We start from the raw sequence: 15,255 nt of genomic DNA, 5'->3' as shown, positions 1-15,255 counted from the left end.
CCATAGCTTTATATAAAATATAAAACTATGGATTATATTAAATAAAAGGAAGAAGGGATTATTATGGAACAAGCTATAGATAAAAAGGTTCATGAACTGGATATGGAAGACAATTCAATAATAAAAGAAAGCAAGCTTTATAATGATGATATTGCTCCGGTAGCGATTAAAGATAGAACTTGGAACACCTATAATTTTACAGCTCTCTGGGTAGGCATGGCACATTGTATACCTACATATATGATGGCAGGAAGTTTAATAGCACTTGGAATGGATTGGAAACAGGCATTATTTACTATTACTATCGGTAATCTTATAGTTTTGATACCAATACTTTTAAATGCACATCCCGGTACTAAATATGGAATTAATTTTCCAGTATTTTCAAGAGCATCTTTTGGAGTGTTTGGTGCCAATATACCTGCAATACTCAGGGCAGTTGTAGCATGTGGATGGTTTGGTATAAACACATATATTGGAGGAAGTGCACTTAATGTGCTGCTTTCAGCCGTGATACCGGGATGGAAGACACTTGGAGGAAGTTTTCAAATAGCTGGTTTGAGTTTGCCGGCAGGAATTACATTTATGATATTCTGGACTCTTGAAATGTTTATTATATTTAAGGGAATGGAACAACTTAAAAAATTTGAGAACTGGGCAGCTCCTCTGGTACTGGTTCTTGCACTAGTTTTAATGGTTTGGGCAATTTCATCTGCACATGGTTTTGGTCCTCTTTTAAGTGAAGGTGGAAAATTAAAAACTATGGGAAGCTTTATGAAAGTATTTCCAGCATCGCTTACAAGTATGATAGGATTTTGGGCAACTCTTTCATTGAATATACCAGATTTTACGAGATATGCAAAGGGTCAGAAAGAACAAGTTATAGGTCAGGCTATAGGTCTTCCAGTAACTATGACAATTTTCTCTGCTATGGGAATAATAATAACTTCTGCTACAGCTGTAATATATGGTCAAAGTATGTGGGATCCAGTACAGATAATATCCAAATTTACTAATCCCATAGTAATATTTATTGGATTCTTCGGTATAGTAGTAGCATCCTTGTCTGTTAATATAGCTGCCAATATCGTATCACCTGCAAATGACTTTTCAAATGTGGCTCCGAAGCATATAAGTTTCAAAATGGGCGGACTTATTACAGGAATAATAGGAATACTTATAATGCCATGGAAGTTGCTTGCAGATCCAAGTGGATACATATATTCATGGCTTGACACATATTCAGGAATTTTGGGACCAGTGGCTGCAATAATTATATGTGACTACTGGATTGTAAAGAGAAAGAAATTGAATTTGAAGGATTTATATATGACTAAAGGAGATTATACTTATTCTAAAGGATTTAATCCAAAGGCAATTATTGCACTTGCAATAGGAATTTTTGCAGCATTAATAGGAAAGATTGTACCTGGATTAAGTGGATTATTCAGCTATGCATGGTTTGTAGGGTTTGGTGTATCTTTTGTAGTATATTATGTATTAAATATATCTTCTATAAAGAGTAAGAATATTGATGAAGCTGTTTAAAGATAAAGACAATATGAAAATTGATTTATCAAGTAAAAGATTTTTGGTATTTGCCGAAAATCTTTTACACATTATTTTGAGAGGTGATAATTTTGGATACAATTATAAAAAATGGTATTATAATAACAGCATTGGAAACTTATAAAGCAGATATAGGAATAAAAGATGGAAAAATTGTAACAATAGCGTCTGAGTTGGACGATAGCAGTGCAGATATAATTGATGCATCAGGAAAATATGTACTTCCAGGTGCTATAGACGGACACACTCATCTTCAAATGCCTTTTGGCGGTACAGTATCTTCCGATAGTTATGAGGCAGGTACGAGGGCTGCAGCTTGTGGGGGAACAACTACAGTTTTTGATTTTGCTATTCAACAAAAAGGACATGGATTAATACAGACTGCTAAGGAAAGAGATGCTCTTTGTGCACCACAGGCATGTGTAGACTATGCATTTCATGTAGTTATAACTGATTTAAGACCTGAAATTTTAGATGAATTTCAGGATTCTGTAAATTTTGGTGTTCCCAGCTTTAAAGTATTTATGGTATATAAAAAAGAGGGATTAATGGCCGATGACGGTATGCTCTATAGTGTATTAAAAAAATCAAAGGAAGTAGGAGCTATATTGGCAGTTCATGCAGAAAATCCTGATTTAATAGATATAAGAACTGAAAAATTCTTAAAGGAAGGCAATACATCTGCATGGTATCATTATTTATCAAGACCTGAATTTGTAGAAGCTGAAGCGGACAAGAGGGCAATACATTGGGCCAAACAACTTGATGCACCACTTTATATAGTTCATCTTGCAAATAAAGAGGGAATGGAAGAAGTTAAAAAAGCAAGAGATGAGGGATATGAAATATATGCAGAAACATGTCCACAATATTTATATTTTACAAATGAAGTATTTAAAAGAGAGGATGGAAGAAATTTTGTATGTTCCCCACCTATGAAAGGACAAGAAAGTCAGGATTCACTTTGGAAAGGAATAAAAACTGGTGATATTGCTACAATTGCCACAGATCATTGCCCATTTCAAAGTTATGAAAAAGATTGGGGAAAGGATGATTTCACTAAAATACCAAATGGCTGTGCCGGTATAGAAAATATGTATCCTTATATGCTTAGTGAAGCTAATAAGGGCAGACTATCATTTAATAAGGTAGTTGAAATTTGTTCTACAAATCCAGCAAAGATATATGGGTGTGCACCTAAAAAAGGAAGTATTACAATAGGCGGAGATGCTGATATTGTAATATATGATCCAACAAAGGAATTTACTATTTCCCAGAACAATATGCATTCTGATTCAGATCATACCATATGGGAAGGCGTAAAACTAAAAGGATATCCTGTTATGACATTTTCAAGAGGAAAATTAGTTTATAAAGATGGTGAATTTTTAGGAAAACCTGGTTGGGGAAAATTTTTAAAGAGAAAAAGAAAATAAATCATAAATTAAAAAGGGAGGAGTTATATATGAAAAATCATAAAAAATTCAATGAGCTTATAGAAGAATCATCACGATGTCTTTTGTGTTATGATCCCCCCTGCAGCAAGGCATGTCCAGCCGAGAAGGATCCCGCAAGTATAATTATGTCTTTGAGATTTAAAAATTATGAAGGTGCTTCTTACAAATCTATTGAGTATTTAAAAAAAGCAGGACAATGTGGAAAGGCTTGTAACAACAAGATGTATTGTCAGAGAAATTGTATAAGGGGTAAAATAGACAGACCCATAAAAATAAAGATTGTACAAGAATCATTATACAAAGAAAATGTATATGAGGAGGTGAAATAGATGAAAGATCTCTCTATAGAATTTTGTGGTGTAAAATGTGAAAATCCATTTTTCCTGTCATCATCTGTAGTTGGAAGCAACTATGAGATGTGCGCTAAAGCTTTTGAAATGGGCTGGGCTGGTGTAGTATTTAAAACTATAGGATTTTATGTTCCAGAAGAAGTATCTCCTAGATTTGATATTATTGGTAAGGAGAATACTCCTTTTATCGGCTTTAAAAACATGGAACAGATTTCAGATCATCCGTTGAAACAAAATTTAAAATATATGAAAGCTCTTAAAGAGAGCTATCCGGATAAAGTTTTAGTAGCATCTATTATGGGTAGAACAGAGGAAGAATGGACTGAACTTGCAAAATTAGTTACAGAAATAGGATCTGATATAATCGAATGTAATTTTTCATGTCCTCAAATGGCTGAAGATTCTATGGGATCTGATGTAGGACAAAATCCTGAATTAGTAGAAAAGTACTGCAAGGCTGTAAGACGCGGAACATCACTTCCGATACTTGCTAAAATGACACCAAATATTTCTGATATGGTAATTCCTGCAGTGGCTTCAGTGAAAGGTGGAGCAGATGCTATAGCTGCAATTAATACTATAAAAAGTATAACAAGAGTGGATTTGAATAATTTCACTCCATATCCAATAATAGATGGAAAATCATCTGTATCTGGATATTCCGGAAAAGCTGTAAAACCAATAGCTCTTAGATTTATACATGATCTTGCTAAAAGCAATAAATTGAATGGAATTCCTATAAGTGGCATGGGTGGAATAGAAAATTGGGAAGATGCAGTGGAATTTATGCTTCTTGGATGTTCCAATATTCAGATTACTACGGCTGTTATGCAATATGGATATAGGATAATAAATGATTTAATTGATGGATTAAGTTTGTATATGGAGAAAAAAGGATTTGATAAATTAGAGGATTTGGTAGGTATAGCACTTGACAATATAGTGTCAGCAGAAGCACTTGATAGAAGTTATATAATATATCCCAAGTTTAAAAATGAAGATTGTGTAGGTTGTGGAAGATGCTACATATCCTGTTATGATGGTGGCCACCAGGCTATAAAATGGAATTATGAAAGCAGGAAACCTCAGCTTATTGAAGATAAATGTGTTGGATGTCATCTATGTGCAAATGTTTGTCCGGTGGCCGATATAGTAGTTGGAAAGAAGAAATACAAAGCTACCTTGTAATTTAAGAAATTGCGCAATTTAAAATTTATATTTTAGATTGCGCAATTTTTATCTTATTAAAAATATAGAGTACAGATGTATTCAAATTAATTTTAATGTATAATTTATAGTATCATTATATATTGTATATGAAAAAGGTGAGGTAAAGAATGATTGTTTTAGCAACAGCATTATATTGTGAAGCAAAACCGTTTATAGACAGTTTTTCACTTAAAAAAGACAATTCCGTAAACAAGTTTCAGGTATTTAAAAGTGATGACATAATTCTTGTGGTTACAGGAAGTGGCTTTATAAATATGGCCTGTGCATGTACTTATTTAATAAGTACATTTGAAGTAAGTAAATATGATACTTTTATAAATATTGGGATTTGTGGTAGTTTGGATGAAAATATGAGTATTGGAACAACTATATTATGCAATAAGATTATAAGCAACAGCAGTAAAAGAGAGTTTTATCCAGATATGATATTCAAACATCCATTTAAAGAGGGAAGTATAGAGAGTTTTAGTAAAATAGTAGAAAAGGCCGACACTAAATACATACAAGGCGATATTGTAGATATGGAAGCAGCTGGATTTTTTGAGGCTGTATCAATATTCATGCCTCCGCATAGAATTTTTACTTTAAAGATTGTATCTGACTATTTGGATAGTAAAAATTTAAATAGAGATGATGTAGAAAAATTAATTCAAAAGAATTCACATAATATAGTCAAGTGGATTCTTGATATAAAAGATAATAGTGTAAAGACAAAGGGGATTCTTTCTGAAAAGGATATGGATTATATAAATGAAATAGTGGAAAATTTAAAATTATCTGTTTATATGCAAAATAAGCTTAAAAAACTTTCAGAAATATATAAATTGAGAAATGATAATCTTACTTTGGCTCTGGAGCCTTTTACACAAATTTACTGCAAGTCGAAACATGAGGGGAAGATGTATTTTGAAGGACTTGTCAAACAACTTGAATTTTTCTAATTTTTCTCATATTTATGTGGAGAATGAAGCACTGGAAAATAAAAACACAAAAAATATATTATCTCATTTTAAAAAGTCAAATATAATAAAAATAAGTCATTATAAAGATGTATTTTTTAGGAAAAATCAGGACTTTGCAGTTCAGAAACACAGTCCTAAATTGATACTTGCAGTAAAACATGGAAATTTTATCTATGACGGTGCACAAGTATGTGAGGATTTTGGAAATAAGTATTTTTATTATACGTCTTCCATAATGAATTGTATTTATAATTGTGAATATTGCTATTTACAGGGAGTGTATACATCGGCAAATATAGTTATATTCGTAAATTTAGATGATGTATTTCATGAAGTAGAATCTCTTTTAGAAAAACATCCAGTATATTTGTGTATATCTTATGATACGGATATACTGGCATTTGAGCATATAACAGGCTTCACCAAAAGATGGATAGAATTTGCTGGCATTCATAAAAATTTGAAGATAGAAATAAGGACTAAGAGTGCCAATTTTAAGTGCATAGAAAAATTGGAGCCCTTTTCAAATGTAATACTTGCATGGACACTTTCTCCAGAAGAAATATCAAAAACATATGAGATTGGTGCTCCAGAATTTAATTCAAGATTGGAAAGTATTAAAAGTGCGGTATCAAGTGGTTGGAATTTAAGGATATGTTTTGATCCAATTTTATATTTGAAAAATTGGGCAATATATTATAAAGATTGTATAGACAGGACTTTTGAGGCTGTTCCTTCTGAAAAAATTCAAGATATAAGCATAGGTGTATTTAGAATTTCCAAAGATTATCTAAAGAGAATGAAAAAAGTAAATCCATATTCAATAGTACTGTCATATCCCTTTAAAGTGCAAAATGGAGTATGTACTTATGCTGATATACATCATAAAACAATGATAGATTTTGTGTATAACCTACTCAGCAAATATGTTGAAAAAGAAAAGATTTTTATATAGTAAAGAGGGGTAACTTTGTGAAAACTGCAATTATAACAGGAGCATCTTCAGGAATAGGTGCTGAAATTTCAAAAAAACTTATAAGTATGAATTACAAGGTATATGGTTTGGGAAGAGATTTTTCAAAGTCTAAAATATACAGTAAAGATTTTATAGAAAAAATTTGTGATATAACAGATACAAATAAATTATGTAAAACTATAGAAGAAATAAAAGGTGACAATGAAATAAGTTTACTTGTAAATAATGCTGGAGTAGGATATTTTGGACCTCATGAAGAATTGAACCCTAAAAAAATTCATGAGATGGTATCAACAAATTTAGAAGTACCACTTATATTATCAAATATACTTTTAAGGAACCTAAAAAAGAATAAAGGTACAATAATAAATATATCTTCTGTAACTGCAAGGGAAGTAAGTACTTATGGGTGTGCCTATTCAGCTACAAAATCAGGTCTGAGCCATTTTTCAGAAAGTCTTTTTGCAGAAGTTAGAAAAACAGGAGTTAAGGTTGTATCAATTCATCCTGATATGACAAAAAGTAATTTTTACAGAAATGCAAATTTTAGAGAAGACAACAGCCAGAAGGAATTTTATATAAATTGTGAAACTATAGCAAATATAGTTCAAAGTATACTAACCCAGGATTATGGTGTAGTTATAACTGATATTACTTTGAAGCCACAAAAACATAGAATAAAAAGAAAATGATTAATAGGGGGAATATTAGTGAACAAGCCAAAAGTATTTATTGGAAAATCAATTCCGGAAGAAGTAAAGAATTATTTGGAACAATATTGTGAGTGTAAATATTGGAATTCCAATAATGCAATATCAAGACAGCAGCTATTTAAAGAATTAAAAGATGTTGAAGGCTTTTTAGAATCAGGAGAAGAAATTGATGATGAGTTACTTTTACATGCGCCAAATTTAAAAATAGTATCAAACAGTTCTGTAGGATATAATAATTTTCATTTGCAATCAATGAAATCCAAAGGTGTAATAGGTACAAATACACCTTTTGTACTTGATGATACTGTAGCCGATCTAGTATTTTCTCTCGTAATTTCAACAGCTAGAAGAATTCCTGAAATGGACTCATATGTAAAGCATGGCAAGTGGAAGTCATCCGATAATGAAAATTTGTATGGAGTAGATGTATATCATGCCACTTTAGGAATTATAGGTATGGGAAGAATAGGACAAAAGGTAGCTAAAAGGGCAAGGTTAGGATTTAGTATGGATGTGTTATATCATAATAGAAGTAGAAAATTTGATATAGAGAGTAAACTTGGTGTAAAGTATGTTAGTTTGGATACACTTCTAATACAATCTGACTATATAGTTTTGATGATACCACTTACTCAAGAAACAATGCATTTAATTGATTATAAAGAATTTGATCTTATGAAGGATACTGCTATATTTATTAATGCATCAAGAGGCAAAACCGTAAATGAAAAAGCTCTTATAGATGCACTTGAAAATAAGAAGATATTAGGAGCTGGGCTTGATGTATATGCCCAAGAACCTGTAAATAAGAACAATCCTCTTCTTAAAATGTCAAATGTAGTTACTCTTCCACATATAGGGTCTGCCACTGAAAAAACTAGATTTAACATGGATATGACAGCAGCTGAAAACTTAGTTTCAGGTCTAATTGGTAAAATTCCAAAGTATATAGTTCCTGAGCTTAAATAGAGCAATAAATTATAAGTATTCACTTAATAGTAATTGAGTTGTTATTTTGGCCAGTATGCTTTCTGCACCAGTGTTTAAATTTATACGGGATTTCATTATACCGTCATAGCTTCCATGAGTTGATTTATCTATAAGAGACTTTTTAGAAGAATTATTTCCGGTAAACCATTCATAACATGATTTTAGTCTATTTAAGTATATGGATTTCCTCGTTATTTTATATGCTTCCAAATACATAAAAGCAGAACTGCAGGATTCTACTGGCTGCTCATCGAATTCTGCTGGCGAAATATCACCTTTTTCAAACCATCCATTACAACCTATTGGTTTAAAATAACCACTTTTGAAATATATATTATCTAAAAAACTTAAAGTATCAATAGCGATGTTTAGATATTCCTGATTTTTAGTTAGAGCATAACTTTTTAGTAGACTGAATGGAAGAATTGAATTACTATAAGTTAATTTATCCTCAAACCATTTCCAGTCAGCATTACTGTTGATTTTGAAATTATTGACTAATTGATCGGATATTTTCACTATTGTATCCTTAATTTTATCTTTATCATTCATAAAATTAAAAATCAAACATAGTCCTATTAGGGAGTAGGACTTTCCCCTTATAAAATTCAAATTATATATATTTGGAATAGCCTTTTTTATCATATCTAGAACAGCATATTTCACAGTATCTGATAGACTATTTGAATTAAGCGTATAACCAAGGCACCAAAGGCATCTTCCAAAGCAATCTTCAGATCCGTTTTCTTCTATGAAGTTTCTATTGTAGTCCATGAAGTTTTTAAAACCTCCATTTTTATTTTGAGCATATAGAAGAAATGAAAGGTATCTATATATAAGTTTCAGATATTTTGGAGTGCTATATTTTTCATATAGCATAACTGATGTCATAAGAGCCCTAGCATTATCATCTGTAGTATATCCGGAATTTGGATCGGGTATGGTAAAACTGCTGTGTTGTATCATTCCTGTATCATCTGTAATTATGAATAATGCTTCTGCATCTTTTTCGGTAAACATTAAATTACACCACCTGCTTTTTGCACTTATTGTCTTTTATTATATTTGAGAATAGATTTTCATATCTGCTTGCTACGTTAGGCCATCTCATATTTAAGCCTAGTCTAGACATGTTTTTTTCCATGGTTTTTCTTTCTGTTGGATTGTCTAATAGAAATTCTACGGCTTCATATAGTGAATTAGAATCCCTAAATTTAGCAAGTATACCTCTATTGTTATTTAGCATTTCCTGTGCATATCTGTATGGTGTAGATACTATAACTTTTCCATATCCTGCTGCATAGGCAAGAGTTCCACTTACGGATTGTTCTTTGCTGAGATACGGTGTCATGTATATATCGGATAAATTCAGATAGTTTACTATTTCTGCCTTGGACAGATATTTATTTATAAATTTTACATTATCCTGTATTTTTAAATTCTGAACCATTTTTTGAAGCTTTTCTCTATATTCTTCTCCATGTTGATTTTTTATACAAGGATGAGTTTTACCTAATACAAGGTAGAGTACTTCAGGATGCTTTTTTGAAACTTTGCTTATGGCTTCTATAGCATATTCTATTCCCTTTCCGGGACTTAATAATCCAAAAGTACTAATAATGCATCTGTTTTTATAACCAAGAGTATCTTTTAGATTATCTTTGTCTTTAACAGATATGTTTGGAACTCCATGGTGCACAATTTGTATTTTACTTTCAGGTATGTTGTATACTTTTTTTAATACCTCTGAAGAATTTTTTGCCATAGTTATAATTCTCTTACTTTTTTTACCTATAGAAGTAAGTATATATTTTTGCTTTTCAGAAGATTCCGACAATACAGTATGAAGGGTAGTTATAAAAGGAATTGTCAGATTATTTATAAAGTCAAGTAGATATTCCCCTGTATCTCCGCCATATATGCCATATTCATGTTCTATAACAACTAGATCTACATCTGAGCTATTTAATTTACATGCCAATTTTTTGTAGTCATCTTTTGTAAATTGATTTAAAACTCCACAAACATCATCTCCATAGTTATAATGTGTGTCATTTATGGCTATAATTTTATATGAATTTAAGGGATATAATGTTTTTAAATTTTTCACTAGATCCTCTGTAAATGTGGCTATTCCACATTGTCTAGGTGGATAAGTACTTAGGAAAACTATGTTTTTATCCATATGATTCACTCCTTATGTTTATTAAATTTTATGGCTTTAAATAGCTAATAGATTATTTTTATATTCATTTGAAACACAAGCTTTATTTTCAATACTGCAATAAGATTTTACTCTGTAGTTGGATGTAATTACAGTATTTTTTAAATTAACATTTTCATCTATTTGTATATTGTTCCACAGTATGCTTTTCTCTATAGTGCAATTGGAAGATATATTTGAGTTATCTCCAATAACAGTGTAGGGTCCTATCTTACAATTTTCATTTATAGTTATATTATTGCCTAAAAATGCCGGACCTATTATTTTCGTACTAGGGTCTATTTTTATATTCCTGCCCTTTATGATTAAATCATTTATTTTAAAATTTTTGTTTCTTTCTGCAATGTTTTTATAGCACTTCAGCAGTATATCGGAGTGTGCTGTTATATATTTTTTTATTGTTCCAATATCTATCCAATAATCAGAATATTGATAAGCTGCCATCTTGTAGTTCTTTTTTAATAGAAAGGGATAAGTATTTTTTTCTATTGAAACTACTTTATTTTCGGGTATCTCGTGGAAAACTTCCGGTTCAAAAATATATATACCTGCATTTATCCATTTTGAATTGGTTTCACCAGGTTTAGGTTTTTCTTTAAATGCAGTTATATAATTATCTTTGTCAAATTCTATTACCCCATATTGTGATGGATCTTTAACTTTGGTCATGGCTATGGATACCTTGGCATGCTTATCTTTGTGATATTTTATAAATTTATCATAGGGTATATCACATACAATGTCTGAATTTAAAATTATAAAACTGTCATTGAAAAATTTTTCTGAATTTTTTATTGCTCCACCTGTTCCAAGAGGAATGTCTTCTGAAATGTAATTGACTTTTATTCCTAGATTGTGTCCGTCTCCGATAATATTTTGTATATAATTTGATTTATAGCAAGTACTTATCACTATTTCATCTATACCGGATTCTTTTAATTTAAGTATGGTTCTTTCAAGAAGAGGTTTACCCATAATAGGAACCATTGGTTTTGGAATATTGTCTGTCAAAGGTCTTAATCGAGTACCTCTGCCGCCTGCTAAAAGTAATGCTTTCATATTGCTTCCCCCTATAAAATTAATATTTGGAATTTAATCCACTTTTTACATTAACAAGCTTGATTAAAATATATTTTATTTTTAATAGTAAAAGTTTTTTAGACATTTTTTAGCTTGATATTACAAATACCATAATATCAGTTAAGAAGTGTTTTTTAGAGTAATTTTTATAAGAGTAATAGAGTACTTTAGTAAAAATATTTTGAAATTAGCACTCGATGTGGTTAACTGCTAATAAATATATTTTAATCCTTGATTTTTCACATGTCAACTTTTTGTTAAATTTTTGAATAAAAATATTAAAATGGATTAGTCAAGAAATTAACGTATTAATAGCAAAATGTATAAAATTGATATATAATATACCTGTAATAAATTGATGTATTTTAAATAAATACAGTGATAGGGGGACAAATCATGAAAAAGAAAATTGGTATTATTTTAACAACAGTAGTTTTAGTATTTTCTATGCTTTTTGCAGTTGGATGCTCAAATAGTACGACTTCTCAGCAAACTCAAAAATTCAAAATCAAGGTGGCGGCTTTAAAGGGACCTACAGGTATTGGAATGATAAAACTTATGGAAGATAATAAATCTGATTATGATATTTCCGTATATAATTCACCAGATCAAATAGTATCTAAAATTGTCAGTGGTGAAGTAGATATTGCTGCAGTTCCATCAAATTTGGCCGCAGTTTTGTATAATAAAACAAATGGAAAAGTTAAACTTGCAGGAATAAATACCCTTGGAATGCTCTACATAGTTGAAAATGGAAATTCAATAAAAAATATAAAAGATTTAAAGGGCAAAACCATATATTCAAGTGGAAAGGGAGCTGTACCTGAATTTGCATTAAATTATATACTTAAGGCAAATGGAATAGATCCTGATAAAGATGTAAAAATAGAGTACAAGACAGATCACAGCGAGGTGGCTTCTGCTATAGCAGCTAAAAAAATTGATATAGCAGTTCTTCCAGAACCTTTTGTTACAACTACTCAAATGAAAGATAAAAATTTGCATATATCATTGGATCTTACTAAAGAATGGAATAAGGTATCAGGAGGAAAAAGCAATCTTATAATGGGAACTATTGTATTTAAAAAGGATTTTGTAGATAAACAAGGAAAGGATGCAGATGAGTTTTTAAAAAGGTACAGTCAATCTGTACAATTTGTAAATAAAGATCCTAAAAAGGCTGGAGAACTTATACAGAAAAATGGTATTCTTCCTAATGCGAAAGTGGCAGAAAAAGCTATACCAAGATGCAATATAGTATTTATAAGTACTAAAGACGGTAGGAAATCTCTAGAAAATTTTTATAGTATTTTGAAATCAAACAATCCAAAATCCATTGGAGGAAAAATGCCGGATGAAAATTTCTACTATAGTGGAGCCAAGAATAATTAGAAAACCGATTATACTATTATTTTGGATAATAATTTGGGAAGTTTGTTCTAAAGTAGTAAACAGCCCTATATTATTACCTTCACCATTTGAAGTTATTAAAGCTTTTATATCTCTAGCAGCAGAAGTTTATTTTTGGAAGAGTATCTTTCAAAGTTTATTTAGGGTCATATTGGGAATTTCCATATCTGTATTTGGGGGTATTGTGCTGGGTATATTTGCAGGACTTAATAGATTTGTCGAAGATCTTTTAGAACCTGTAATTGTAACTGTAAAAGCTACTCCGGTAATATCAATAATAATAATAGCCCTTGTCTGGTTTACTTCCTCAAAGGTAGTTGTATTTACGGCAATATTAATATGCTTCCCGATAGTTTATACAAATGTACTTGAAGGAATCCGATCAATAGATGGAAAACTTATAGAAATGGCAAATATATATAAAGTTAAAAAGAGGTATATACTAATTGATATATATTTGCCAGGTATAAAAAGTTATATTGTTTCGGGAATAGTAATGTGCCTTGGTATAGGATGGAAGGTTTCAGTAGCTTCAGAAGTGTTGAGTACTCCTAAATATTCTATAGGTTTGAACCTTTTAAATTCAAAAACAATGCTTGAAACTTCTGAATTATTTGCATGGACGGTTACAGTAATATTGATGAGTTTTATATTCGAAAAGGTATTTAGATTTTGTTTAAGAGAATTCAGATCTGAAAATGTATAATTGAAATTGAAGGAGAATATTTAGTGGAATATAGTGGGAATATTATAATAAAAAATTTATTTAAATCCTATAATCAAAATAATGTATTTCATGGTTTTAATATAGAATTTCAAAATCATAAGATCAATATAGTACTTGGTACTTCAGGATGTGGTAAAACTACACTTTTAAATATAATAGCAGGTACTGATAAAGCTTATAAAGGTCAGGTTCTTGTAAACAGAAACAGCATATCCTATATGTTTCAGGAAGACAGGCTTTTGCCTAACAAGACAGTATTGGAAAATATTATTTTTGTACTTAAGTCCAATATGAAAAAAGAACAATCTGAAAATATAGCCAATGAATATGCAAAAATAATGGAACTTGAGAGATCCAAATATAAATTTCCACATGAGTTAAGTGGTGGAATGAAGAGAAGGGTTGCCCTTGGAAGGACCATTGCATATAATAGCAATTTAATATTGATGGATGAGCCTTTTAAGGGATTGGATGATAGATTGAAGGATAGAATTATGGATGAAATATTAAAAATTCATAAAAATAGAAACAATACCATGATAATAGTGACTCATGATAAATATGAAGCACATAAGCTTGGAGATATAATATACTGTTTAGATCAATGCTAATATATATCACTGCATTATAATTAATCTAATTGGAATATAGCCCTCCTTTATAAGAATATTTTTAAATCTTGTATCCTTTCTTGCTGTTGGCACTGGATAAAATGGAACTGTAGTTTGAATGTTTTGCTCATATACATTTAATTCATTGCTATTTTTAGGATTGGTATTAATGTACATCATAATGTGGCCTTCTCCTTTTCCATTGTCAACAAGTAAGGCGTCTCCAGGTTTTAAATCATTCCATGAAATTTGAATTACATTTTTGCCATCAATTTTATTATGAGATTTTACTGCATGGAGAAGTGAAAGAGTAGTTTGCCTGCTTACACCCCAGCATATGCTTATAAAACCAGAACAGTCATTTCCATATATAATTTTGGAATTATTTATCTTGTGTAAAAAATCATTGATGGAACTTGTTTGATAATAATCCATACTGTATGGTATTCCATAATAAGTGTTACCTTTTTTAAATATGTAATGTCCGTATTTGTCAAATAGATCATATTTAGGTGTCCATTTGACTTGAGTCATTTCTTTAGCTCTGTTAAGTACTTCGTTGCGATCAATACTGTAATTAGGTGAATTGATATTATTTTTGCTATATGTTATAGATGTGTCATTCAATTTAAATGTAGGTATATTCATTTTTAAGTTTGAATTCTTTATTTTAACATTAGATGGCATTGTAAATATGAATATTAGTATTATAATAATCAGCATGCAGAAAAGATTTATAGACATTTTAACGTATTTTAATATATTCATAATTTAAAATCTCCTATTCTTAAGTATATATTATAATTATTAATAGTTCACCGCTAATATTCCAAAATAATATGTATACTATAATTAATATTTGTGTCAACTAATTTTGAAAATGTCCCAAAAAGTTTTAATTATTAGCACCAGCAGTAGCTGGTGCTTTGTTATGCTTATAACATTATTTTTAGGTA

The 15,255-nt window shown here is 30.4% G+C and carries 15 protein-coding genes; 11 read left to right on the top strand and 4 right to left on the bottom strand.

The features are described from left to right. Nucleotides 1-63: 63 nt before the first annotated feature. The 8 genes from KM800_RS12825 to KM800_RS12790 all read left to right on the top strand — a co-directional run bounded on the left by KM800_RS12825 (nt 64) and on the right by KM800_RS12790 (nt 8,226). The gene (locus KM800_RS12825) at nt 64-1,548 is read left to right on the top strand and encodes an NCS1 family nucleobase:cation symporter-1 (protein WP_217813445.1); all 1,485 of its coding nucleotides are present in this window, start codon (nt 64-66) and stop codon (nt 1,546-1,548) included. Between the two features lie 92 nt (nt 1,549-1,640). Continuing rightward, nucleotides 1,641-3,005, top strand: coding sequence for a dihydropyrimidinase (hydA, locus tag KM800_RS12820; protein ID WP_217813444.1), 1,365 nt, complete (start codon nt 1,641-1,643; stop codon nt 3,003-3,005). Nucleotides 3,006-3,034: 29 nt separating this feature from the next. Then, nucleotides 3,035-3,355 (top strand): hypothetical protein, encoded by a 321-nt coding sequence (locus tag KM800_RS12815; protein WP_217813443.1) that lies wholly within the window; start codon nt 3,035-3,037, stop codon nt 3,353-3,355. Further along, nucleotides 3,356-4,564: an NAD-dependent dihydropyrimidine dehydrogenase subunit PreA gene (gene preA, locus KM800_RS12810; protein ID WP_217813442.1), complete on the top strand. Its 1,209-nt coding sequence runs from the start codon at nt 3,356-3,358 to the stop codon at nt 4,562-4,564. A gap of 149 nt (nt 4,565-4,713) precedes the next feature. Further along, on the top strand, nt 4,714-5,547 hold the full coding sequence (locus KM800_RS12805; RefSeq protein WP_217813441.1) for a hypothetical protein: 834 nt from the start codon (nt 4,714-4,716) through the stop codon (nt 5,545-5,547). Continuing rightward, nucleotides 5,513-6,523, top strand: coding sequence for an SPL family radical SAM protein (locus KM800_RS12800; protein ID WP_217813440.1), 1,011 nt, complete (start codon nt 5,513-5,515; stop codon nt 6,521-6,523). Before KM800_RS12805 ends, KM800_RS12800 begins: the two co-directional genes overlap by 35 nt. 17 nt (nt 6,524-6,540) lie before the next feature. Beyond that, nucleotides 6,541-7,236, top strand: coding sequence for an SDR family oxidoreductase (locus KM800_RS12795; RefSeq protein WP_017751037.1), 696 nt, complete (start codon nt 6,541-6,543; stop codon nt 7,234-7,236). An 18-nt stretch (nt 7,237-7,254) separates the two neighbouring features. Beyond that, nucleotides 7,255-8,226: a 2-hydroxyacid dehydrogenase gene (locus tag KM800_RS12790; RefSeq protein ID WP_217813439.1), complete on the top strand. Its 972-nt coding sequence runs from the start codon at nt 7,255-7,257 to the stop codon at nt 8,224-8,226. 9 nt (nt 8,227-8,235) lie between these two features. Here the strand turns inward: KM800_RS12790 and KM800_RS12785 are convergent, their stop codons facing one another. Genes KM800_RS12785 through KM800_RS12775 form a run of 3 tightly spaced genes read right to left on the bottom strand, consistent with a single transcriptional unit; the run spans nt 8,236 to nt 11,530 of the window. Then, complete coding sequence (locus KM800_RS12785) at nt 8,236-9,267, bottom strand: hypothetical protein (protein ID WP_017751039.1); 1,032 nt, start codon at nt 9,265-9,267, stop codon at nt 8,236-8,238. A gap of 4 nt (nt 9,268-9,271) precedes the next feature. Then, a complete protein-coding gene (locus tag KM800_RS12780; RefSeq protein ID WP_217813438.1) occupies nt 9,272-10,432 on the bottom strand; it encodes a glycosyltransferase family 4 protein in 1,161 nt (386 codons plus the stop codon). 36 nt (nt 10,433-10,468) lie between these two features. Then, nucleotides 10,469-11,530 carry a sugar phosphate nucleotidyltransferase gene (locus KM800_RS12775; protein ID WP_217813437.1) on the bottom strand — a complete coding sequence of 354 codons (1,062 nt, stop codon included), beginning with the start codon at nt 11,528-11,530 and terminating at the stop codon, nt 10,469-10,471. Between the two features lie 417 nt (nt 11,531-11,947). On the opposite strand from KM800_RS12775, the gene KM800_RS12770 reads away from it, so the two are divergent. The 3 genes from KM800_RS12770 to KM800_RS12760 are packed head-to-tail and all read left to right on the top strand — an operon-like array spanning nt 11,948 to nt 14,299. Then, the gene (locus KM800_RS12770) at nt 11,948-12,943 is read left to right on the top strand and encodes an ABC transporter substrate-binding protein (protein ID WP_217813436.1); all 996 of its coding nucleotides are present in this window, start codon (nt 11,948-11,950) and stop codon (nt 12,941-12,943) included. Further along, nucleotides 12,906-13,667 (top strand): ABC transporter permease, encoded by a 762-nt coding sequence (locus KM800_RS12765; protein ID WP_217813435.1) that lies wholly within the window; start codon nt 12,906-12,908, stop codon nt 13,665-13,667. The genes KM800_RS12770 and KM800_RS12765 overlap by 38 nt, the downstream gene beginning before the upstream one ends. Before the next feature lie 23 nt (nt 13,668-13,690). Next, a complete protein-coding gene (locus KM800_RS12760) occupies nt 13,691-14,299 on the top strand; it encodes an ABC transporter ATP-binding protein (protein WP_217813434.1) in 609 nt (202 codons plus the stop codon). Nucleotides 14,300-14,305: 6 nt separating this feature from the next. Here the strand turns inward: KM800_RS12760 and KM800_RS12755 are convergent, their stop codons facing one another. Continuing rightward, on the bottom strand, nt 14,306-15,067 hold the full coding sequence (locus KM800_RS12755) for an NlpC/P60 family protein (RefSeq protein WP_217813433.1): 762 nt from the start codon (nt 15,065-15,067) through the stop codon (nt 14,306-14,308). Between the last annotated feature and the right edge of the window lie 188 nt (nt 15,068-15,255).

The organism is Clostridium tyrobutyricum (assembly GCF_019144085.1).
GTDB classification, from domain to species: domain Bacteria; phylum Bacillota; class Clostridia; order Clostridiales; family Clostridiaceae; genus Clostridium_B; species Clostridium_B tyrobutyricum_A.
Note: the sequence above shows the minus strand (reverse complement) of the source record. Positions and strands in the feature narration are given on the sequence as shown.